22 protein-coding genes are annotated in these 20,453 nt (G+C 63.4%); 4 read left to right on the forward strand and 18 right to left on the reverse strand.

What is annotated here, in order from left to right:
* Nucleotides 1-3: 3 nt before the first annotated feature.
* The 12 genes from trpB to ABT23_RS08310 all read right to left on the reverse strand — a co-directional run bounded on the left by trpB (nucleotide 4) and on the right by ABT23_RS08310 (nucleotide 12,079).
* A complete protein-coding gene (trpB, locus tag ABT23_RS08255; protein ID WP_296633555.1) occupies nucleotides 4-1,203 on the reverse strand; it encodes a tryptophan synthase subunit beta in 1,200 nt (399 codons plus the stop codon).
* Nucleotides 1,200-1,820 (reverse strand): phosphoribosylanthranilate isomerase, encoded by a 621-nt coding sequence (locus ABT23_RS08260; protein WP_296633556.1) that lies wholly within the window; start codon nucleotides 1,818-1,820, stop codon nucleotides 1,200-1,202. The genes trpB and ABT23_RS08260 overlap by 4 nt, the downstream gene beginning before the upstream one ends.
* Entirely contained in the window at nucleotides 1,805-2,584 is a 780-nt protein-coding gene (gene truA, locus ABT23_RS08265; protein ID WP_296633558.1) for a tRNA pseudouridine(38-40) synthase TruA, read from the reverse strand. The genes ABT23_RS08260 and truA overlap by 16 nt, the downstream gene beginning before the upstream one ends.
* Before the next feature lie 12 nt (nucleotides 2,585-2,596).
* A complete protein-coding gene (locus tag ABT23_RS08270; protein ID WP_296633559.1) occupies nucleotides 2,597-3,211 on the reverse strand; it encodes a CbiQ family ECF transporter T component in 615 nt (204 codons plus the stop codon).
* Nucleotides 3,204-5,633, reverse strand: a complete 2,430-nt coding sequence (locus ABT23_RS08275; RefSeq protein WP_296633561.1) for a FimV/HubP family polar landmark protein — start codon at nucleotides 5,631-5,633, stop codon at nucleotides 3,204-3,206. Before ABT23_RS08275 ends, ABT23_RS08270 begins: the two co-directional genes overlap by 8 nt.
* Nucleotides 5,634-5,723: 90 nt before the next feature.
* Nucleotides 5,724-6,836 carry an aspartate-semialdehyde dehydrogenase gene (gene asd / locus ABT23_RS08280; protein ID WP_296633562.1) on the reverse strand — a complete coding sequence of 371 codons (1,113 nt, stop codon included), beginning with the start codon at nucleotides 6,834-6,836 and terminating at the stop codon, nucleotides 5,724-5,726.
* A 73-nt stretch (nucleotides 6,837-6,909) separates the two neighbouring features.
* Nucleotides 6,910-7,971, reverse strand: a complete 1,062-nt coding sequence (leuB, locus tag ABT23_RS08285) for a 3-isopropylmalate dehydrogenase (RefSeq protein ID WP_296633563.1) — start codon at nucleotides 7,969-7,971, stop codon at nucleotides 6,910-6,912.
* Between the two features lie 58 nt (nucleotides 7,972-8,029).
* Entirely contained in the window at nucleotides 8,030-8,668 is a 639-nt protein-coding gene (leuD, locus tag ABT23_RS08290; protein WP_296633564.1) for a 3-isopropylmalate dehydratase small subunit, read from the reverse strand.
* The gene (locus ABT23_RS08295) at nucleotides 8,669-8,791 is read right to left on the reverse strand and encodes an entericidin A/B family lipoprotein (RefSeq protein ID WP_296633566.1); all 123 of its coding nucleotides are present in this window, start codon (nucleotides 8,789-8,791) and stop codon (nucleotides 8,669-8,671) included.
* A gap of 13 nt (nucleotides 8,792-8,804) precedes the next feature.
* A complete protein-coding gene (gene leuC, locus ABT23_RS08300) occupies nucleotides 8,805-10,208 on the reverse strand; it encodes a 3-isopropylmalate dehydratase large subunit (RefSeq protein WP_296633568.1) in 1,404 nt (467 codons plus the stop codon).
* A 39-nt stretch (nucleotides 10,209-10,247) separates the two neighbouring features.
* Entirely contained in the window at nucleotides 10,248-11,411 is a 1,164-nt protein-coding gene (locus ABT23_RS08305) for an MFS transporter (RefSeq protein WP_296633569.1), read from the reverse strand.
* A 131-nt stretch (nucleotides 11,412-11,542) separates the two neighbouring features.
* Nucleotides 11,543-12,079: a flavin reductase family protein gene (locus ABT23_RS08310; RefSeq protein ID WP_296633571.1), complete on the reverse strand. Its 537-nt coding sequence runs from the start codon at nucleotides 12,077-12,079 to the stop codon at nucleotides 11,543-11,545.
* A gap of 166 nt (nucleotides 12,080-12,245) precedes the next feature.
* Between ABT23_RS08310 and ABT23_RS08315 the strand changes: the two genes are divergently transcribed.
* The 4 genes from ABT23_RS08315 (at nucleotide 12,246) to ABT23_RS08330 (ending at nucleotide 15,019) form a co-directional block, all read left to right on the forward strand.
* Nucleotides 12,246-12,524: a hypothetical protein gene (locus ABT23_RS08315; protein ID WP_296633572.1), complete on the forward strand. Its 279-nt coding sequence runs from the start codon at nucleotides 12,246-12,248 to the stop codon at nucleotides 12,522-12,524.
* Between the two features lie 204 nt (nucleotides 12,525-12,728).
* On the forward strand, nucleotides 12,729-13,100 hold the full coding sequence (locus ABT23_RS08320) for a TusE/DsrC/DsvC family sulfur relay protein (RefSeq protein WP_296633574.1): 372 nt from the start codon (nucleotides 12,729-12,731) through the stop codon (nucleotides 13,098-13,100).
* Between the two features lie 288 nt (nucleotides 13,101-13,388).
* Nucleotides 13,389-14,183, forward strand: coding sequence for a GGDEF domain-containing protein (locus ABT23_RS08325; protein WP_296633577.1), 795 nt, complete (start codon nucleotides 13,389-13,391; stop codon nucleotides 14,181-14,183).
* Nucleotides 14,180-15,019, forward strand: a complete 840-nt coding sequence (locus tag ABT23_RS08330; protein WP_296633579.1) for a MinD/ParA family protein — start codon at nucleotides 14,180-14,182, stop codon at nucleotides 15,017-15,019. Before ABT23_RS08325 ends, ABT23_RS08330 begins: the two co-directional genes overlap by 4 nt.
* Before the next feature lie 26 nt (nucleotides 15,020-15,045).
* Here the strand turns inward: ABT23_RS08330 and ABT23_RS08335 are convergent, their stop codons facing one another.
* The 6 genes from ABT23_RS08335 to ABT23_RS08360 form a co-directional block, all read right to left on the reverse strand.
* Nucleotides 15,046-15,873 carry an HDOD domain-containing protein gene (locus tag ABT23_RS08335; protein ID WP_296633581.1) on the reverse strand — a complete coding sequence of 276 codons (828 nt, stop codon included), beginning with the start codon at nucleotides 15,871-15,873 and terminating at the stop codon, nucleotides 15,046-15,048.
* A 145-nt stretch (nucleotides 15,874-16,018) separates the two neighbouring features.
* On the reverse strand, nucleotides 16,019-16,783 hold the full coding sequence (locus tag ABT23_RS08340) for an alkylmercury lyase family protein (RefSeq protein WP_296633584.1): 765 nt from the start codon (nucleotides 16,781-16,783) through the stop codon (nucleotides 16,019-16,021).
* A complete protein-coding gene (locus ABT23_RS08345) occupies nucleotides 16,780-17,034 on the reverse strand; it encodes a hypothetical protein (RefSeq protein WP_296633587.1) in 255 nt (84 codons plus the stop codon). The genes ABT23_RS08340 and ABT23_RS08345 overlap by 4 nt, the downstream gene beginning before the upstream one ends.
* Nucleotides 17,035-17,095: 61 nt before the next feature.
* Complete coding sequence (locus tag ABT23_RS08350; protein WP_296633589.1) at nucleotides 17,096-18,343, reverse strand: chloride channel protein; 1,248 nt, start codon at nucleotides 18,341-18,343, stop codon at nucleotides 17,096-17,098.
* A 214-nt stretch (nucleotides 18,344-18,557) separates the two neighbouring features.
* Complete coding sequence (locus ABT23_RS08355; protein WP_296633592.1) at nucleotides 18,558-19,796, reverse strand: sodium:proton antiporter; 1,239 nt, start codon at nucleotides 19,794-19,796, stop codon at nucleotides 18,558-18,560.
* Nucleotides 19,797-19,840: 44 nt separating this feature from the next.
* The gene (locus tag ABT23_RS08360; RefSeq protein ID WP_296633594.1) at nucleotides 19,841-20,365 is read right to left on the reverse strand and encodes a DsrE family protein; all 525 of its coding nucleotides are present in this window, start codon (nucleotides 20,363-20,365) and stop codon (nucleotides 19,841-19,843) included.
* Nucleotides 20,366-20,453 lie beyond the last annotated feature (88 nt).

Here is a 20,453-nt window from a genome sequence, read left to right on the forward strand (position 1 = left end):
GGTTCAGAGTGTGATCCCCGATACCTTGGCCACAGTGTTGATGTCCTTGTCGCCACGCCCGGAGAGATTGACCAGGATGATCTGATCCTTCTTCAGGGTCGGCGCGAGCTTCTTGGCGTGGGCGACGGCATGGCTGGATTCGAGCGCGGGGATGATGCCTTCATAGCGGCACAGGTCATGGAAGGCGGCCAGCGCCTCGTCGTCGTCGATCGCGACGTATTCGGCGCGGCCGGCATCCTTGAGGTAGCTGTGCTCGGGGCCAACGCCGGGATAGTCGAGGCCGGCCGAGACCGAATGGGTCTCGATGATCTGGCCGTTTTCGTCCTGCATCAGATAGCTGCGGAAGCCATGCAGAATGCCGGGCGTGCCGGCGGTGAGCGGTGCCGCGTGCTTGCCGCTGGCGATACCGGAGCCGCCGGCTTCGACGCCGATCAGGCGCACGTCTTCATACGGGATGTAGGGATGGAAGATGCCGATCGCGTTGGAGCCGCCGCCCACACAGGCGACCACCGCGTCGGGCTGGCGGCCGGTCAGTTCCGGCATCTGCACGATGCATTCGCGGCCGATCACGCACTGGAAGTCTCGCACCAGCATGGGATACGGGTGCGGACCGGCGGCGGTACCGAGGATGTAGAAGGTCGATTCGACGTTGGTGACCCAGTCGCGCATCGCCTCGTTCAACGCATCCTTCAGCGTCTTCGAACCCGACGACACCGGTACCACGGTGGCGCCCAAGAGTTTCATGCGGAAGACGTTGGGCGACTGGCGGGCGACGTCCTCGGCGCCCATGTAGACCACGCATTCCATGCCGTAGCGCGCTGCAACGGTAGCCGAAGCGACGCCGTGCTGGCCAGCGCCGGTTTCGGCGATCACGCGCTTCTTGCCCATGCGGCGCGCCAGCAGCGCCTGGCCGATGGTGTTGTTGATCTTGTGCGCGCCAGTGTGATTGAGATCCTCGCGCTTGAGGTAGATCTGCGCGCCACCGTAGGCTTCGGAGAGTCGCCTGGCGTGATACACCGGGCTCGGACGTCCGACGTAGTGCTTGAGTTCGTACTCGAATTCGGCCACGAAGGCGGGATCGTTGCGCGCTTTCTCATACTCGACGCGCAGTTCGTCCAGCGCCGCCATCAGGGTTTCGGCGACGAAAACGCCGCCGTAGGAACCGAAGTGGCCGCGGGAATCGGGGAGATCGATGAGCTTCATGATGCTTCTTTCGCTTTCGCAATGAATTGCGCAATCTTGTGCGCGTCCTTGATGCCTTTTGTTGCCTCGACGCCAGAGGACACGTCCACCGCCCACGGCCGCACGCGCTGCACCGCCTCGGCGACATTGTCGGGCGTCAATCCGCCCGACAGGATGACCGGTTTGGACAGGTCTGGCGGAATCAGGCCCCAGTCGAAGCGTTCCCCGGTGCCGCCCGGCACGCCCGGTACGAAGGCATCGAGCAACAGTCCGCGCGCAGCATCGAAGTCAGCCGCGCATTTTAGCAAATCCGTGTCCCGATTCACTCGTACCGCCTTGATATAGGGTCGGCCGAAGCGAGCGCAGTCGGCTGGCGTCTCGTTGCCGTGGAATTGCAGCAGGTCGAGCGACACGGTCTGCAACACCCGCTCGATGAAGGCCGGCTCGGCGTCGACGAACAGGCCCACGCTCTGGACGAAGGGCGGCAATGCGCGCACCAGTTCAGCGGCGGCTTCGACCGATACGTGGCGCGGGCTTTTTTCGTAGAACACGAAGCCCACGGCATCCGCCCCTGCGACACAGGCATGCTGCAGATCCTGCAAGCGGGTAATACCGCAGATTTTTACGCGAACGGCCATCGTTCAGAGCTTTCCGGCAAAGCAAAGTGCGCAGGATACCGGATGTGGGTCAGGTACAGTCCGGCGGCGTCGAAAGTGGGCGCTGCCAGCGTGCGGTCGCGGCTTTGCAGAATCTCGCCCATCCATTCGGGCGACTGCATGCCGACACCGATATGAACCAGGCAGCCCATGAGGTTGCGCACCATGTGGTGCAGGAAACCGTCGGCACGGAAATCACACAACAGAAAATCGCCGCGCCGCTCGATCTGCGCCAGCCGCAGTTCCTTGACCGGCGACTTGGCCTGGCACTCGGCGGCACGAAAAGCGGAAAAATCGTGCCGACCGATCAGGTGCGTCGTCGCCCGGTTCATCGCGTCAGCGTCGAGCGGACGATGATGCCAGCCGATCAGCCCGTGATTGAGACCGGGCCGCACCGGGTGATTCAGCAGCACATAGCGGTAGCCCCGCTGTGTGGCGGCGAAACGCGCATGGAAATCTCCGCCCACCTCGCGTGCCCACAACACCGCCACGCCGGACGGAAGATGACTATTGACGCCACGCACCCAGGCCGTAAGCGGGCGCTGGGCCGGCGTGTCGAAATGTGCGACCTGGAATGCCGCATGCACGCCGGTATCGGTACGTCCGGCCGCGGTGACGATGGTCTTTTCGCCGGCAATCGCCGACACGGCCGCTTCCAGTGCGTCCTGCACGCCACACCCCTGCGGCTGCGACTGCCAGCCGCAAAAGCCGATGCCGCAATATTCCAGACCCAATACGATACGCATACTCACCCGGCCTCACGCCAGCACGATCCACACCCCAAGCAAGCCCGCAAGTATGACGGCGCTATCGCAGCCTTGCCAGCGTTCGGTGTGCAAGGTGTAAGTATCGGGACCGGCGTCATCCGGTAACGGCGCACGCAGCGTATCCAGCCACCGGGCCGGTTTGGGCGCATGCTCGACGTAATCCAGGGTCAGCCCCAGGCGTACTGCGAAGGCGCGACGATCAAACCCCAACCAGACCAATGGCCGGGCCAGTCCATACAGGCCGTAAATCAGGCGGGGGCGGATCGTGGTGGCGAGCAGCACCCCCAGTCCTGCGATCATCAGTGCCAGCCGTGCCACGCGCAACGCGCCCAGCCGGATTCCCTCCAAGGTCGGGCTGGCCCATTCGAGCGGTGGCCATAGCAGCGTACCGGGCATGGTGTAGGCATAGGTCAGCAGCAGTACCACCATCAGCCAGCGGGTCCTGCGTAGCAAACGCCAGGCTTCCTGGCGGACAGGCGCAAACAGAAAGGCCGTCGCGAGGGCGACGGCCAGGAAGGAAAGCTGGGGCACGGCAGCGCGTTCCACCGCCACTGCCCACCCGCACCACAGCAGGATGCGGGCAGCCGGGTGCGGACAGTTAGCCAAGCGAACTCAACATGCCTTGCGCATCGGATTTCTGTCTTTCGCTGCCTTCGGCCAGCACTTCGTTGAGGATCTCGCGTGCGCCTTCCTTGTCGCCCATTTCCACATAGGCACGGGCAAGATCGAGCTTGGTGCCGACTTCGTCGAGCTCGAGTTCGTTGTCACCCGACTCGCCCAGGTCGAGATCGAGGCCGCTGAAATCGAACTTGCTGTCCGGGCCATTATCGTCTTCCAGACCAAGATCCAGCTTCAACGAGTCATCTTCCTCTGCAGGCAGATCGATATCCGGCAGGTCGAAGTTCAGGCTCTGGGTATCCGCCTCGACATAGCCGGCCGCAGGGGTTTCAGCCGCCGGCTCGGACGGCATGTCGAAATTGAGGACATGTCCCGCGGATTCGAATTCCAGCGGTGCATTGTCGGCTACCGGCTCGGCCTGGGCATCCGACGTAGGCTCGGGTTCGATTTCGGGTTCGGCCTGGTAAGCGGGAGCCGCTTCGATGGCGGACTCGGCTGTTACCTGCTCGCCTGCGAAGGCCACGGCCCCACCGGCGATCGCCGCGGTCGCCGCTACCGTTTCCGCCGCGGCAGAGGGCACGCTCGACTGCACGCCGCCATACAGCGGGTTGGTCGGATCGATGCTGCGGCCCATTTCGCAGGCCTTGTCCCACAACGGGCTCGACTTGTTGCCAAGCGCCGCATAGAGCTCGCCGGCAACCGATTCGAATGCCGCGGTATTGCGGCGCGCGGCGTAGATTTCAAGAAGCTTGACACGGATTTCGTGGCGATCCGGGTTTTTGCTGATGGCTTCCTTGAGGATCTCCTCGGCCTGGGCATCACGGCCATACGCCATGTAAACCTCGGCTTCGGCGATGGGATCCACGTCGTGAGTATCGATGGTGCCCAGGCCCGCCTGGCTGAAATCGGTCAGGAAAGAGGTGTCGCCGGTATTGACGCTACCGCCGGATGCAGCACCAATGACCGTGTTCGGGCGCACGTCTCCGCCGCTCATGATGCTGTCTTCCAGGGCGGCGCTGCCGGTTTTGCGGCGGCGTCCGCCACCCGCCATCATCCACCACAGGATTCCGCCCAGGCCCAGCGCCGCTACGCCGCCGCCCCAATACAACGGGTCGGCGAGCAGGGGGTCGTACCAGTTCTGAGCCGGTTCTGGGCTGGCCGGCAGCGCCTTGACGACAGGCGCAACCGGCGCCGGTGCGGGCGCGGGCTTGGCCGCCTGCGGAGCGGCCGGGGCCGGAGCAGGAACGGAGGCTGCGGCTTCTTTTTGCGCCTTCTCCTTCATCTCGACCAGTTTCTGCATATCCTGGATCTGCTTTTCCAGCGTCGCCACGCGCTGCCCCGACTCCTGCAGCGCTTTTTCGCGTGCGGTCGCATCCTCTTCCTGGGCGCGCAGTTTTTCCTGCAGCGCCCGGGTTTCATCGGCCTTGCCCGCGGTTGTGGCAGCCGGCGCGGCCTTGGACAGCTTCAGGACGTCCTTCGGCGCTTCGGCTGCCGGCTTGGCGTGATCTTCCACCTTGGGCGTGACCTTGCCGCTGCTGGCCTGGCCTTGTGCCGCCTTGGCCGCGGGGGCTGCGCTCACGGTCCCGGCCAGTTTCTGTCGATAAGCGCGCCAGTCTTCCGCCTGCAGCCTGAGTTCACGCACAGCATCTTGTTGCGGAATGGCGGCCACTTTGTCGGCGGACGGAACATCGAGCGTCTTGCCTGCCCGCAGACGGTTCATGTTGCCGTCGAAAGCCTGGGTATTCTCCCGATAGAGGCCAACCAGGGTCTGCTCCAGGCTCACGCCTTCCGGACGTACACGGCTGGCGATCCCGATGAGGGTGTCGCCCCGTTTGACTTTGACATGGTCCGCCGCCGTGGCCTGGCGCGCGGCCTTGGCCGCAGCAGGAGTCGGGGTTTTGGGCGCTGCCGCGACCGGGGCCGCCGCCGGAGCGGGGGCGGCGGGTTTGGCCGCAGGGCCGTTTGACGGCGCCACGGCCGTCATGGGCGCTACCGTCTGTTTTGCCGCGAGACCTGGGGGATCGAGCAGCATGGTGTATTCACGCACCAGCCGCCCCGAACCCCAGTTCAGTTCGACCAGCATATCGATGAAGGGATCGTTCACCGGGCGGCTGGAACTGACTTTCAGGACGGCCTTGCCGTTCGGTTTTTTCTCGACCGTGAAGCGCAGGGACGACAACACCGGAGCAAATTCGACGCGCGCATCCCGAAACGCTTGGTCGGAAGCCAGGCTAGCCGACAGGCTGTCGAGTTCGGCTTTGTCTGCCGCGAACAGCTCGATTTCGGCCACAAGCGGCTGGCCGAGCGCCGAGGTGACCGACAGCTTGCCCAACCCGGCTGCATCCGCCATCAGCGGCACGGCAATCAGGCCGGCAGCCACCAGTTGGGTGGTGAAGCGCTTCAATTTCATCCCGTCTCTCCCTTTCGCCCCGCTGGCGGGGCTGTTGAATCCTTGACGCCACGCACCAGCCTTGAACCGGCCGCCCTCACCCCCATTCGGTCAGGCTTCCAGCAGGATGCGCAGCATGCGGCGCAGTGGTTCGGCGGCCCCCCATAGCAGTTGGTCACCAACGGTAAACGCGGTCAGGTATTCCGGCCCCATGTTGAGCTTGCGCATGCGGCCGATCGGTACGGTGAGGGTACCGGTCACCGCGGCCGGGGTCAGTTCGCGCATGCTGAGTTCACGGTCGTTCGGCACCACCTTCACCCACTGGTTGTGGGCGGCGATCAGACTGTGGATGTCGGCCAGCGGGACATCCTTGGTCAGCTTGATGGTGAGCGCCTGCGAGTGGCAGCGCATCGCGCCGACGCGCACGCACAGGCCGTCGATCGGAATCGGCTTGTCGCTGCGGCGCATGATCTTGTTGGCTTCGACCTGCGCCTTCCACTCCTCCTTGGACTGACCGGACTCCAGCGCGACGTCGATCCACGGGATCAGGTTGCCGGCCAGCGGCACCGGCCAAGCATCGACCGGATAGCGGTCGGAACGGATGAAATCCGCCACCTTGCGGTCGATTTCGAGGATGGCGGAAGCCGGGTCGGCGATCAGGTCCTTCACCTCGGCATGCACTGCGCCCATCTGGGCGATCAGTTCGCGCATGTTGCGGGCACCGGCACCGGAAGCGGCCTGATAGGTCATCGGCGACACCCATTCGACCAGCCCGGCGTCGAACAGCCCGCCCATCGCCATCAGCATCAGCGACACCGTGCAATTGCCGCCGACATAGGTCTTGACGCCGTTGGCGATGCCATCCTGGATGACGTTCTTGTTGACCGGATCGAGGATGATGATGGCCTCGTCCTTCATCCTGAGCGTCGAGGCGGCGTCGATCCAGTAGCCGTTCCAGCCGGCCGCGCGCAACTGCGGGTAGATTTCCTTGGTGTAGTCGCCGCCCTGGCAGGTGATGATGGTGTCGCAGGCCTTCAGTTCGTCGATGCTGCTGGCATCCTTCAGCGGCGGCACATCACGGCCGATGTCGGGTCCTTTTCCGCCGACGTTCGACGTCGTGAAGAACACCGGCTCGATGTGATCGAAATCGCGCTCTTCCTTCATGCGCCCCATCAGCACGGAGCCCACCATGCCGCGCCAGCCGATCAGTCCAACTTTCATCATGTTCATCTCCAAATATCCTGGTTAGGCGTTAGGGGTCAGGCGTGAGGATTCCCTCACCCTATCCCCTCACCCCTCACAAACTTTTCACCACCGCGTCGCCCATCTCGCTGCACGACACCTTCTGCGTGCCCTCGGTCCAGATGTCGCCGGTGCGCAGGCCCTGTGCGATCACCTTCTTCACCGCACCCTCGATGCGGTCGGCGGTGGTCAGGTCGGCGAAGGTGTAGCGGTACATCATCGCCACCGAGAGGATGGTCGCCAGCGGGTTCGCCAGGTTCTTGCCGGCGATGTCGGGGGCAGAACCGTGGATCGGCTCGTACATGCCCTTGTTGTGCTCGTCCAGGGAAGCCGACGGCAGCATGCCGATCGAGCCGGACAGCATCGACGCGGCATCCGACAGGATGTCGCCGAAGATGTTGCCGGTGACGATGGTGTCGAACTGCTTGGGCGCGCGGATCAGCTGCATCGCCGCGTTGTCGACGTACATGTGCGAGAGCTCGACCTCGGGGTAGTCCTTCGCCACCTCGATCATCACTTCCTTCCATAGTTCAGAGCATTCCAGTACGTTGGCCTTCTCGACCGAACACAGCTTCCTGCCGCGCTTCATCGCGATGCCGAATGCCACGTGCGCGACCCGGCGCACCTCGGACTCGGAATACAGCATCGTGTTGAAGCCGACGCGCTCGCCGTTCCGTACCTCAATCCCGCGTGGCTGACCGAAATACACGTCGCCGGTGAGTTCGCGCACGATCATGATGTCGAGCCCGGACACGACTTCGGGCTTGAGCGACGACGCACCCGCCAGTTCCGGGTACAGCAGCGCCGGGCGCAGGTTGGCGAACAGGTTGAGTTCCTTGCGAATGCGCAACAGGCCGCGCTCGGGGCGCAGCGGGCGGTCCAGCGTGTCGTACTGCGGCCCGCCGACGGCGCCGAGCAGCACCGCATCGGCTTCGCGCGCGAGTCTCAGCGTCGCCTCAGGCAGGGGATCGCCGGAGGCGTCGTAGCCCGCGCCGCCGATGGGCGCGGTTTCCATTTCGATGGAGGCGCCTTCCGCTTTCAACTTCTCCAGGACCTTGACCGCCTGCGCGACAATTTCCGGACCGATGCCGTCACCCGGCAAGACTGCAATTTTCATGTTCTAAAAACCTGTTGACCGCGAACGCCCTGACGGGCGACCGGGGATAAATAACCACTCAAGCAAAGAGCCACGGGGCATCCTGTTTGCGCCGTTCCTCATAGGCCTTGATCTTGTCGGCCTGCAGCAAGGTCAGGCCGATATCGTCCAGTCCATTGAGCAGGCGGTGCTTGCGTCCCGCATCCACCTCGAAAGGGATCGTTTCGCCCGTGGGCGTCGTTACCGTCTGCTTGTCCAGATCGACGGTCAGGGCGTAGCCCTCGCTCGTGCCGCACTCGCGAAACAGGCGATCCACGATCTGCGCGTCGAGCACGATGGGCAGGATGCCGTTCTTGAAGCAATTGTTGTAGAAAATATCCGCAAAGCTCGGGGCGATGATGGCGCGGAACCCGTAGTCTTCCAGCGCCCACGGCGCATGCTCGCGGCTGGAACCGCAACCAAAATTCTCGCGTGCCAGCAGCACCGACGCCCCCTGGTAACGTGGCTGGTTCAGCACGAATTCCGTATTCAGCGGACGATCGTGATTCGACTTGCCGGGCTCGCCGTGGTCGAGATACCGCCATTCGTCGAACAAGTTGGGGCCGAAGCCGGCGCGCTTGATCGACTTCAGGAACTGCTTGGGGATGATGGCGTCGGTGTCGACGTTGGCGCGGTCGAGCGGCGCCACCAGCCCGTCGAGAACAGTGAAAGCCTGCATTTAATGGGTGGCCTTCTGGATCGAGTCGCCGGCCTTCTCAATATCCTGGCCCATCCCACGCACGGTGTTGCAGCCTGCCAGTGTCAGGGCGACGGCGATCATCAGGGCAATCATTGGCTTCATGAGGGTATTCTCCTTAAAAATGACGTACATCGACAAAATGTCCCGCGCAGGCGGCCGCAGCGGCCATTGCCGGGCTGAGCAGGTGCGTCCTGCCGCCCTGCCCCTGCCGACCTTCGAAATTGCGGTTGGACGTTGATGCGCAACGTTCGCCCGGCTCCAGCCGGTCGGCATTCATCGCCAGGCACATCGAACAACCCGGTTCGCGCCACTCGAAGCCGGCTTCCACAAAAATCTTGTCGAGCCCTTCGGCCTCGGCCTGCTGCTTGACCAGGCCCGAACCCGGCACCACCAACGCCAGCTTGACGTTGGGCGCGACCTTGCGACCCTTCGCCACGCCGGCCGCCTCGCGCAGATCCTCGATGCGGGAGTTGGTGCAGGAACCGATGAACACCTTGTCCACCGCAACCGCGGCAAGCGGCGTGCCGGCTTGGAGCCCCATGTATTCCAGTGCGCGGGTCCAGTCGTGCTGCTTGACCTCGCTCGGCGCATCGGCCGGGTTGGGCACGCGGCCACCGATGGTCGTCACCATTTCGGGCGAGGTGCCCCAGGTGACCTGCGGTTCGATTGTCGCGGCATCGAGCTCGACCACGCGGTCGAACTCGGCGTCGGCGTCCGAATGCAGCGTGTTCCACCACGCCACCGCCTTGTCCCATGCGTCGCCCTTCGGCGCGTACGGACGACCCTTGACGTAATCGATGGTCGCCTGGTCGACCGCCACCATGCCGGCGCGTGCGCCCGCCTCGATCGCCATGTTGCACAGGGTCATGCGACCTTCCATCGACAGCGCACGAATGGCCGAGCCGCCGAATTCAAGTGCATAGCCGGTGCCTCCGGCGGTGCCGATCTCGCCGATGACCGCGAGCGCGATGTCCTTCGCGGTCACGCCGCGGCCCAACTGGCCTTCGACCTTGACCAGCAGGGTCTTCGACGGCTTCTGCCACAGGCACTGCGTCGCCAGCACATGCTCAACCTCGGACGTGCCGATGCCGAAGGCCAGCGCACCGAACGCGCCATGGGTCGAGGTGTGCGAGTCGCCGCAGACCACGGTCATGCCGGGCAGGGTCAGTCCTTCCTCGGGGCCGATGACATGGACGATGCCCTGGCGGATGTCGTCCATCTTGAATTCGGTGATGCCGAATTCGGCGCAGTTGGCGTCGAGCGTTTCGACCTGCAGGCGCGAGACTGGGTCGGCGATGCCCTGCGATCGGTCGGTCGTTGGCACGTTGTGATCGGGCACGGCAATCGCTGCGTCAGTCCGGCGTGGTTTGCGGTGGGCGAGCTTCAGCCCCTCGAAAGCCTGCGGACTGGTGACTTCATGCACCAGATGGCGATCGATATACAGCAGGGTGGTGCCATCGGGTTCGACATGAACCACGTGGGCGTCCCATAGCTTCTTGAACAAGGTTTGACCGGGCATGCGGAATAAGGCCATACAGCGCGTAAAACGCTGATTATTTCATAGCTTAGGGGCCGCTGGCACGGGTTTTGTTCCGCCCCAGGCCGCATAGACCACCCAGGCCAGCGCCGCGCTGGCGGCAGCAAGGGTAAAGGTCCAGGCCGACCCCAGCGATTCCCAGGTCAGGCCGCTGGCCAAGCCGCCGATCGTGCCGCCGATGCCGTAGGACAGGCTGGTGTAGAGCGCCTGGCCGCGCGCCTGGTGCCGGCCCCGGAAATGCTGGTGAACCAGCGCCACGGCGGAGGCATGAAAGGTGCCGAAGGTGAAGGCATGCAGCGTCTGCGCACCCCACACCAGCCAGGCCGATTCCACGCCCCAGGCGATCAACAGGAAACGCAGCACCGCAAGTGCGAAGCTCGCCAGGATCAGCCGGCGCGGCGTCACTCGCGCAAAAATGCGTGGAATGACCAGGAAAATGCCGATCTCGCACAGCACGCCCAGCGCCCACAACCAACCCACGGTGGACTTGTCGTAGCCATGGTCGACCAGATAGATCGAATAGAAGGTGTAGTAGGGGCCGTGCGTCACCGCCATCAGCATGCAGGCGGCCAACAGTGACGCCACTTCGGGTCGCTTGACGACATCCCATACCGAGTGATGGTCAGTGGCGTGCGGCAGGATTTCGGCCTCGGGGATCACCCGCGCGAACGCCAGGATGCCCAGCATCACCACCAGCACCGCCCACGGCAGCCAACCGATCGGAACATGGTCGAAGGCATAGCCCAGCCCCACCACCATCAGGATGAAGCCGACCGACCCCCACAGGCGGATACGACCGTAGGTGTCAGTGCGCTCGCCCAGGTGCGACAGGGTCATCGCTTCGACCAGCGGCAGCGACGCGCTCCAGAAAAAGCTCAGCGCGGCCATCACCCCGAACATCCACCAGAAACTGCTGCCGAAAAATACACCGCCGAACACCAGCACGCTGCCGAGTGCCGCGACCTGCACGATCGTCGTCCGGCGTCCGGTACGGTCGGCGATATGCCCCCAGATGTTGGGCGCGAAGATCCGCATCACCTGCAGCAGCGACATCAGCACGCCGATCTCGAAGGCATTGAACGTCAGCGAGCGCAGATAGAGCCCCCAGAACGGCGACATGGCGCCGACGAAGGCGAAATAAAAGAAGTAGAAACCGGACAGGCGCCAGTAAGGAAGATTGGGCATGAACTCAGACTGCCGCGCACGCGGCCAAAATGCAGCGCGCATTATGCGGCCAGGGCCTGGCCGCCGGAAGCGTCAACCGGGATTTCAATCTGGCCGGGCGGCAATCCGACTGCCACGCCATTCCGTTCGAACTATTTCATCGCCGAACGCAGCTTGATCGTTTCGCCGGCTACCGCAAACACGCCATTGCCACGATGGTGCAAGGTCTGCGGGTTCTTGACTGCGGTATCGACCCAGGCCCGCACCACTTCGAGAACGAAGAAGTTGTAACGATTCACCAGCCGCGTGTCGGCCACCCGGCATTCAAGGCTGGCATAGCATTCGGCGATCAGCGGAGCCTTCACCTCGGAAGCCTCGACCGCAGTCAGGCCGAATCGGGCGAACTTGTCGACCGTCTCCCCGGAGCAGTTGCCGACGCCCACCACCTGTTTCGCCAGCTCCCGCGTCGGAATGTTGATTGCGCACTCCCTCGTCGTCCGAAGCGCATCGAACGAGGTATTGCGCCCGCTGATCACGCAGCCGATCAGCGGCGGCTCGAATTCCATCATGGTGTGCCACGACATCGTCATGATGTTGGGCTTCCCTTTGCGGCGGGTCGTCACCAGCACCACCGGCCCCGGTTCCAGCAGGCCATAGACCTTGGACAACGGACAGGATCGCTTTGACATGATGGACGCCTCACGGGAACCGGACCCCTTCAGCTTAGCCCGCCTGTCACACACTGCCACATTCTGGAACGGCCGGGACACAGACGAGCCACACACGCTCCCTACCATGCACATACCGCATGCGCTCCCCGCATGCCGGACATTTCAATCTCAAAAGGAGTGACTCATGAAGCAAATCGCACACGCCCTGGTTTTCGGTTCCCTTGCCGCGCTGTTCTCGGTTTCGGCGCTGGCCGACCACAACAGCCCCATGGGCGCAGGCTGGGCCAACATGCCGAATGACATCCACAACACGCAGATCGAGGACGACCTGAGCGGCGCCGAGTTCAGCGACTTCGTACGCCAGGGCGCCGGTGCCGATACGGTGAACCGCTACCTGGATACGTCTACCCTGCAGTCGGGCGCAGGCAGTAGCGCCATCGCAAGCGGGGGCGGCCGTCGCTGACCGGACCGACGCGCGAATCACCGCAGCCTGCCAACGAGACCATGCCCTGAAGGGCATGGTTTTTTATGGGTGTCTGGGAGGCGTGGCATCACGATTACCTCAGACATTCCCATGCGAAACCACCCGGTCGAAACGCGCCTTGTATCCAAAGGAGGCCTGTCCTACTTTAAAAGGACATCCTGCAAGCCCTCGAAGGAGAAGATCATGCTGCACGAATCAGCCGACATCAATCATCTGATCCGGGAGTCCAAACCCAATCCCAATTTTCCAGACGCCCCGATGGAATGGACCCGGGACGACGCAATGAACATTGCCCGCGAGGAAGGCCTGATACTCACCGAAGATCACTGGAACGTGATTCGCGCCCTCCAGCACTATTACGCACAACACGCCGACGACACCGTCATCAATCTGCGCGATCTGCATGATGCCCTGGACGAGCGCTTCCATCGGCAAGGCGGCGTGAAATACCTGTATACCTTGTTTCCCGGCGGGCCGATCGCGCAAAGTTGCCGCATAGCCGGCCTCAAAGCGCCTTATATCGCCACGGATCCCAGCTTCGGCAGCGTGGCCTGAGGCGGGATGTACCGCACATCGTTCCCGTTCGCCGCTTGACGGGAAACCAACCGTAACGCCCATTTGCCGGTTGCTTGCCTCCCTGTCCGTTCCCCGGAAAGGCCGCGCAATACCTGCTGCCATGCAGATCGGCTACACGCCTACGTCGACTGGCCAGCACTTCTCTCGCCGCGTCCGCCAAGTGCTTGATCAAACGCACAAATAGACACATACTTCGCGCCACATGCAGTCGGGTTTTCTTTATCTGATCCTTTGCACGATTCTGACGCCGAGTATAGAACCCCTTCTGTGGCTTCCACATCCCATCCATCGCTGATCGACCTGCAGGATTTGCAACTGGATGACGCGCGTGCATTGCTGGAGCATGCCGGACAAGACAGCGGCCAGGCAAGCGACGAACCGCCGCTCGCCTATCTGCAGCGCGTGATCAATGGACTGTGCGAACTCTCGCTCAAGGATCCCCTGACAGGCCTGGGCAACCGAAGGCACTTCATCGCGACGCTGGAACGCGCAATCGAGGTGGTGGCCCGATCCGGTGAATCCATCCTGCTGCTGCTGCTCGACATCGACCACTTCAAGCACATCAACGATACCCATGGCCATCTGGCCGGCGACCAGGTATTGCAGGCCGTCGCTGCCTGCCTGGGCCACTGTGTGCGGCCGATGGACACGGTCGTGCGCTATGGCGGCGAGGAGTTTGCCATGATCCTGCCCAACTGCCGACCCAACTGCGGGCGCGCCGTTGCCGAGCGTGTGCGCCGCACGATCGAGTCGCTGTCCATCCCGGCGACACCGCTGGTCAACCTGCATGTCACGGTCAGTATTGGCGGCGCCTATGCGCCGGAATGGGTGCGCTCCACCACCGATTTATGGATCGAGCGCGCCGACCAGCAGCTCTATCGCGCCAAGGCCGACGGACGCAACCAGGTGTTTCTCGATTTGCCGCATGAGATTTCGGTCAGCGCCGAGGAAAAAGGCTTGCTGTTCGGTCATTTCGTCATGGACCAGGCCGCGACGACGCCAGACAGCGCACCTGATGGTGCAGGTCCCGGGGGCCATTCCACCCATCGAGTCAACGCATGAACGACCTGCTCACACCCGCTCTCTCCGACAACCAGGACACAAGCCGTCTCCCGCTCAAGCCGCTTGGCAAGGTCATCGCCGTCACCAGCGGGAAAGGCGGCGTCGGCAAGACCTTCATCTCGGCCAATCTCGCCGCCGCCCTGGCCCAGCGCGGGAACAAGGTCCTGGTGCTCGACGCCGACCTTGGGCTCGCCAACCTCGACGTGGTGCTCAATCTCTATCCCAAGATCACCTTGCACGACGTGTTCACCGGCAAGGCCAAGCTGGAAGAAGCCGTTCTGCAGGCACCGGGCGGGTTTTCGGTCCTGCTGGCAGGTTCCGGCCTGGTCGAATATTCGCGGCTCACCCCCGAGGTACGCAACGAATTCCTGCGCATCATGGGTAGCCTGGTGCCGAATTACGACATCGTATTGCTGGATACCGGCGCCGGGATCTCGGATGTGGTGCTGTTTGCCGTCTCACTGGCCTCCGAGGTCCTGATGGTCGCCACCCCCGAACCGACCTCGCTCACCGATGCCTACGCCACCATCAAGGTGCTGGTGGGGCAACAACAGCGGCAAACCGTGCGCATCGTCGTCAACCAGGCTTCCCGTCCAGGCGCAGGGCTGCCGATCACCCACCAGCTGCAGCATGTCCTTGATCGTTTCGTCACGACCGTGACCGGTCATCCCGTCCACCTGATTCACATGGGGGACATTCCGGTCGATCCCGAGGTCCGCCAGGCCGTGATGCGGCGCCAGCTGCTGATGCAAAACGCCCCCGGATGCCCGGCAGGACAGGCCATCGCCCAGCTTGCCACCCGGCTGGAAAAAACCGTCATGCCCAAGCTGGCCTAGCCTCGCCGCCCGGTAAAAGGCCTGATTCAGGCAATCGCGGGGCCGGCCTTCACCAACGCCATCACCTTGTTCGGATCCATATGCAGCAGCGCGGCGATTTCGTCGAAATCGTCCGGCAAGGCCGCATCGTGCCAGCCATGGGCAGAATGTCGGGCCAGATTGACCGCCAGCATGACATTGCGCACACGGGTCGATTGCGCCAGCGCCGGATCCATCAGGTTCCTCAGCAATTCGGGCAGGCGCCATGCAATGGTCAGCTGGCGCTGCAACTCCAGGCCGGCAAAGCCCAGTACCAGCGTCTGCGCGTCGGCACTGCGCATGGCGTGGTCGGTCGCCTGCAATTTCTGGATTTCGAGCATCCGCTCGGGACTGAAACACCACATCAGCATTTCGGACACATGGGTGAGCAGCGCGGAGACCTGCACCTCTTCCGCATGCATGTCGTGCAGGCGCAGTGCCCAGTCGAAGGCGTAGTACGCCGAACGCTGCGCCCGCCTGACCGTGCGCAGCAGATACACCAGCGCGGCACGGTGCTCCTTCAGCATTTCTTCCGCGATCGGCATCGCCGGCACTTCACGGAAAAACGTATCCAGGCCCATCATGAGCAGCGCCTGTTTCACGTCGACCAGCTCGTGGGTCTGGTTTCGGCGCTTGTGCGTCTGCATGTAGCGCAACAGTTTGACCGTCATCAGCGGGTCGTCGGTGACCACGTCGGCAACCGCGCGCGCGTTGAGTTGAACCTCGTCCTCGCGCAGCCGTTCCAGCTCGCGCGCGGTGCGCTTCAGCACGGGGATATCGGCCCGTCCCAGAAAAGCGAGCCAGTCAGTCAAGCTTGCGGGTTGCAGCGCCATCATCCTCCCCTTTGGTCCGGCATGAATGCATTGTAGTGAGGCCTACACGAAAAACCGACGGGCGGCAGGAGAAACGCGCTTCACCTCATGCAGACAATTCGAGACGTCTCATATTGTCTATCGGCGCCGTCTGCCATCCCTTGAGGGTCTACGCATCCGCAGCCGTCGCGTAGAGCAACGGCCTGAAATAATCCACGCCAAATGCCACAGCCTGTTCCAGCGTGTATAGGCTATGGTTATGCCCGTCGCCCCCATGCCATTGGACGGCGACGTCAACGTCTTTCAGGAAGACCATCTCGGTACACAGGCTGTGCGCAGCGCTGTCGCCCGAAGGCGCCTGCCAGCGCACCCCCACCTGCACCCTGGCCGGGCTGGCGTCCACGATGCGCTCGCCGTGCTGCCTGATCGTGATCGCATCCCCCGTCACCCGGCAATGCGAACGGATGCTTACCGGACAATCAAACAAGGGGCTGACCGCAAGCGCGTCGAGCGCGCACATGGCATGAATCGAGTGTCCATTGACCTCGAGTGCATGCGGCGTGACTTCCGACGTGACGGGATAGGCTCCGAGGATATTTCGTCGGTCTGCTGACAACACCACGAGATCATCGTTTCCCAGCCGGGCAAGTGCCGCTTCGACCTGCATGTCGCCCACCTGGGCAGCGATCTCCGCCCGGGAAAGCGGGCGTCCACGTACGACCAAAGACACGATCACTGCGCGATGCAAAGCTCTGAATGCCGGCACGTGGCGGTCCTGGCGCGCCTTCAGGGGCAACAGGTCGTTCAGGCGCAGCACGGAGGATTTGATGGATTCGCTCATGTCCTTCGGAGAGGCGGGGGCGAGACGCCCTGTCGCTTGCAGCATAGGCACGCTGGCCATGCCCGCGGTGGCCGCGGGCGTTGGTGAACTCATTTCAGATTGCTGGACGAGAACAACAGCACCTGGCCTGCAAGAAAATTCACATGGACGGAATGTTTCTCGTCGCCCCACTGGCAGCTGCGCACGCCCATCACATCGTCGCATCGATCGGGCGGCCCGATCAACCGGACGACCTCGTCATACGGCATGCCCATGGCGATCTTGTTGTAATTCTCCAGCGTGAGCTTGCTGCAGCCTGACATCGTCAGCATCAGGCCCAGCAACAAGGCGGTCAGGATTTTCATGGATACTCCAGGGGGTCGTCACAGGATCTGCGCTGCGTTGGGCTTCCCCTCAGCAAACGTCTCAGGCAGGCGGTCGTACGCGCGCCAGATAGTTGCTCGCCAGGGCCTTGTACAGCGGCCGTGGGCACACAACCCGCGACACGGCGGTGGCCAACAGCGTGGACAGCATCAGGGGCACCACCATGTCGTGGTTGCCGGTCATTTCCATCACGATGACGAACGCGGTGATGGGTGCCTGGACCACGCCGGCGAAATAGGCCGCCATGCCGATCACGATCAATGCACCGGCATCCGCCTGGCCAAGCATGCCCGCCACGACCTGACCGATTCCCGCGCCGGCCGACAGGCTGGGCGCGAACAATCCGCCGGGAATACCGCTGACGAACGACACGAACGTTGCCAGCATTTTCCATATCCCGTATCCCGCCGACACGGTTCCCGTGCCTTCGATCAGACGCTTGGCCTCCACGTAGCCGCTGCCGTACACGGCGCTGCCGGATGCGAAGCCGATCAGCGCCAATGCCAGACCGCAGAGCGCGGCAAACTTCACGGGGTGGGTACGAACGAACACGCCCGCCCGGCCCGGCAGGCCATGCGTCGAGAAGGCCAGCAACAGTCGGCTGAATCCCCCGCCCAGCAGGCCGCCAGCCAACCCGCACAACAACACGCCGAACCAGCCGGACGCGCCGGCGAGCGTGGAATTGGTCGCACCGAAATACGTGTAGTTGCCCTGCACATAGACTGCGGCGAGGCCGGCAATGATGACTGCCGTGACCAGGGTGCCGCTGGAGCGCTCCTCGAACGACCGGGCCATTTCCTCGATGGCGAACACGATCCCCGCGAGCGGCGTGTTGAAGGCCGCCGCCACGCCGGCGCCACCGCCGGCAACGATCAGGCCACGCTCCATCAGATGCCGCGGGAAACGGACCAGCCAGCGCAGGTTGTACAGCAGCGCCGCGCCCACCTGGACAGTAGGACCTTCACGGCCCACGCTGGCGCCGCCCGCCAGGCTGATGCAGGTCAGGAACATCTTGCCGATGGCCACGCGCAGGGACAGCACCGCGTCGCGATTACTGCCTTCGGACATGCGGATGGCCGCGATCGTCTGCGGGATGCCGCTGCCTTCCGCTCCCTTGAAATAACGCTGCGTCAGCGCAGCCACGCCGGCGAGCGTCAGGGGCGTGACCAGGAAGGGCAGCCAGGGGGACGCCGCCACGACCACGCGGAACAGCGTATGCGCATAATCACTACTCAGGGCGAACGCCGTGGCCGCCAAGCCGACGACGACCGCCCCGCTCCAGAAAAGCATGTGGCGCAACCACAACCGCAGCGAAAGCAGGCCGACGCGGTGGCGTTTTTGAACGTAGGGGAATCGGGGACGGGGCCAAGCCATGACGGACCGATATTAACCTACCTGCCTGGGGTGTGTCTCGGCGGCCGGTTTCAAGCCGGAACGGGACGACGCCGAATCCGACCCCGGATTCGCCTGATTTGCACGCCGGAACGTCCCTGAAAACTACGCGTCAGCGGCACCGAATCGCCCTTCGGGTAACCGCGCCGATCGACAGCCCCTGCGCGAGAATCGAGAACACCACGACGCCATACGTGAGCGCGACGACGGTGTCGCGCTCCGGGCCTGCAGGCAGCGAGAGCGCAAGCGCGACGGAAATCCCGCCGCGCAGGCCGCCCCAGGTCAATACCTTCCAGGAGCCCGCCGGCAAATTGAAGGCGCGCGGAAGCAGGCGCACCGGCAGACCGACCGTCAACAGCCGCGCGGTCAGCGTCACGCCTACCGCCACCGCCGCGGCGACCAGTTCATGGAGCGAAAATGCCACCAGCAACACCTCCATGCCCATCAGGACGAACAGGGCTGCATTCAGCATCTCGTCGAGCAGCTCCCAGAACATGTCCAGGTAGCCGCGCGTCGTATCCGACATGGCCAGCGCACGGCCATGATTGCCGATCATCAGCCCGGCAACCACCATGGCCAGCGGTCCGGACACGTGCAATGCACTGGCCAGCGTATAGCCGCCCGTCACGGCGGCCAGCGTCAGCAGCACTTCGACCTGGTAGTTGTCCACGCTCTTCAACAGGCGGAACGTCACATAGCCCAGCACCCAGCCGAACAGCAGTCCCCCACCCGCTTCGTGCAGCAGCAATTCGAGACCCTGTCCCGGGGTCGGTGCGACGCCGCTCGCCAGCATGCCCAGGAGCAGCGAGAAGATCACCACACCCACCCCATCGTTGAACAGCGACTCGCCCGCAATCACCAGCTCCAGTTCTTTCGGCGCATTGGCCGATTTGAGAATACCCATCACCGCGATCGGGTCGGTCGGGGAAATCAGCGCGCCGAAAAGCAGGCAGTACATCAGCGGCAAATCCAGCCCGATCAGTGGCAGCACCAGCCACATGCCGATACCCACTGCCAGCGTCGACAACAGCGTCCCCAGCACGGCCAGCGCTCCGACCTGCCAGCGGTAGGCCTTGAGTTCGCTCAGATCGACATGCAGCGCGCCGGCGAACAGCAACAGCGACAGCATGCCCTGCATGAGCACGTCCGAGAAATCGATCGAGCGCAGCAGCGATTCCTCGTAGGCGCGCAATCCATGTGCCACACCCACCGCATCCAGGCCGATGAGCACCAGGGACAGCGCCAGCGCGGCCGCCATCACGCCGATGGTCGTGGGCAGGCCGATGAAACGATGGTTCAGGTACGACAGCAGCGCGGTGATGACCAGACAGATGGCGGCGATATCAAGCATGGTGTAAGTATTTCAGGCATCCAGGATACAGGCACCCGGCCCGTTCAAAATCCGCCGATATAGGCGTACCCGTCGTTCTGCAGCTTGACGATGCGCGTATAGCCGTCGTGAACGATCGTGACCCCCGGCAGGACATCGTCGGCCGTCCAGCCCTTCGATTTCATGACGCTGTGGCAGATTTCCACGCTCACGCCAAGATCCAGCAAATCCTGGGTGATCTTCGCATTGAGATTGACCGCGAACGGGTCGTTGACGACATCGCGATAGGTCGTGTCAATGAGCAGATACTGCGCCGCTTCGCCATGCAGCACCAGATGGATGTCGAGCTGCCGCGGCGTAACGCCCTGCTTGCGGAAGGCTTCGATCAGGCCGCGCGCATAGAACAGTCCCTTGCTGATGCCGGCCGCCGTCTCGGCGGAATGAATGTCGTACACCACCTTGTAATGCGCGTGTGGATCGACATTAACCAGCGTCCGCGTCGACAGCGCGGGTTCCAGTGTCTGCGCGATCGCTGGCGCTGCCAGCCCCAGCATGCAGCCGATCACACAAAGGAATTTCCTGCGGTTCATGATGACCTTTCCCAACCTATGGAACATTCGGGCTCAACGCCCGTTCGAGACCCGATTATCGCGCCCCATGCACGTCCATGCTGGTCTT

This window comes from Thiobacillus sp. SCN 63-57, assembly GCF_001725555.1.
Classification (GTDB): Bacteria; Pseudomonadota; Gammaproteobacteria; order Burkholderiales; family Thiobacillaceae; genus Thiobacillus.

What these genes read in the sequence shown, in the direction of transcription:
- ABT23_RS08345 (WP_296633587.1), bottom strand. Translation starts at nt 17,034, where the DNA reads ATGAAAATCCTGACCGCCTTGTTGCTGGGCCTGATGCTGACGATGTCA.
- ABT23_RS08335 (WP_296633581.1), bottom strand. Translation starts at nt 15,873, where the DNA reads ATGATGGCGCTGCAACCCGCAAGCTTGACTGACTGGCTCGCTTTTCTG.
- ABT23_RS08355 (WP_296633592.1), bottom strand. Translation starts at nt 19,796, where the DNA reads ATGCTTGATATCGCCGCCATCTGTCTGGTCATCACCGCGCTGCTGTCG.
- ABT23_RS08260 (WP_296633556.1), bottom strand. Translation starts at nt 1,820, where the DNA reads ATGGCCGTTCGCGTAAAAATCTGCGGTATTACCCGCTTGCAGGATCTG.
- leuB (WP_296633563.1), bottom strand. Translation starts at nt 7,971, where the DNA reads ATGAAAATTGCAGTCTTGCCGGGTGACGGCATCGGTCCGGAAATTGTC.
- leuD (WP_296633564.1), bottom strand. Translation starts at nt 8,668, where the DNA reads ATGCAGGCTTTCACTGTTCTCGACGGGCTGGTGGCGCCGCTCGACCGC.
- ABT23_RS08360 (WP_296633594.1), bottom strand. Translation starts at nt 20,365, where the DNA reads ATGAACCGCAGGAAATTCCTTTGTGTGATCGGCTGCATGCTGGGGCTG.
- ABT23_RS08315 (WP_296633572.1), top strand. Translation starts at nt 12,246, where the DNA reads ATGAAGCAAATCGCACACGCCCTGGTTTTCGGTTCCCTTGCCGCGCTG.
- ABT23_RS08295 (WP_296633566.1), bottom strand. Translation starts at nt 8,791, where the DNA reads ATGAAGCCAATGATTGCCCTGATGATCGCCGTCGCCCTGACACTGGCA.
- leuC (WP_296633568.1), bottom strand. Translation starts at nt 10,208, where the DNA reads ATGCCCGGTCAAACCTTGTTCAAGAAGCTATGGGACGCCCACGTGGTT.
- asd (WP_296633562.1), bottom strand. Translation starts at nt 6,836, where the DNA reads ATGATGAAAGTTGGACTGATCGGCTGGCGCGGCATGGTGGGCTCCGTG.
- ABT23_RS08320 (WP_296633574.1), top strand. Translation starts at nt 12,729, where the DNA reads ATGCTGCACGAATCAGCCGACATCAATCATCTGATCCGGGAGTCCAAA.
- ABT23_RS08305 (WP_296633569.1), bottom strand. Translation starts at nt 11,411, where the DNA reads ATGCCCAATCTTCCTTACTGGCGCCTGTCCGGTTTCTACTTCTTTTAT.
- ABT23_RS08350 (WP_296633589.1), bottom strand. Translation starts at nt 18,343, where the DNA reads ATGCTTTTCTGGAGCGGGGCGGTCGTCGTCGGCTTGGCGGCCACGGCG.
- trpB (WP_296633555.1), bottom strand. Translation starts at nt 1,203, where the DNA reads ATGAAGCTCATCGATCTCCCCGATTCCCGCGGCCACTTCGGTTCCTAC.
- ABT23_RS08340 (WP_296633584.1), bottom strand. Translation starts at nt 16,783, where the DNA reads ATGAGTTCACCAACGCCCGCGGCCACCGCGGGCATGGCCAGCGTGCCT.
- ABT23_RS08275 (WP_296633561.1), bottom strand. Translation starts at nt 5,633, where the DNA reads ATGAAATTGAAGCGCTTCACCACCCAACTGGTGGCTGCCGGCCTGATT.
- ABT23_RS08310 (WP_296633571.1), bottom strand. Translation starts at nt 12,079, where the DNA reads ATGTCAAAGCGATCCTGTCCGTTGTCCAAGGTCTATGGCCTGCTGGAA.
- ABT23_RS08330 (WP_296633579.1), top strand. Translation starts at nt 14,180, where the DNA reads ATGAACGACCTGCTCACACCCGCTCTCTCCGACAACCAGGACACAAGC.
- truA (WP_296633558.1), bottom strand. Translation starts at nt 2,584, where the DNA reads ATGCGTATCGTATTGGGTCTGGAATATTGCGGCATCGGCTTTTGCGGC.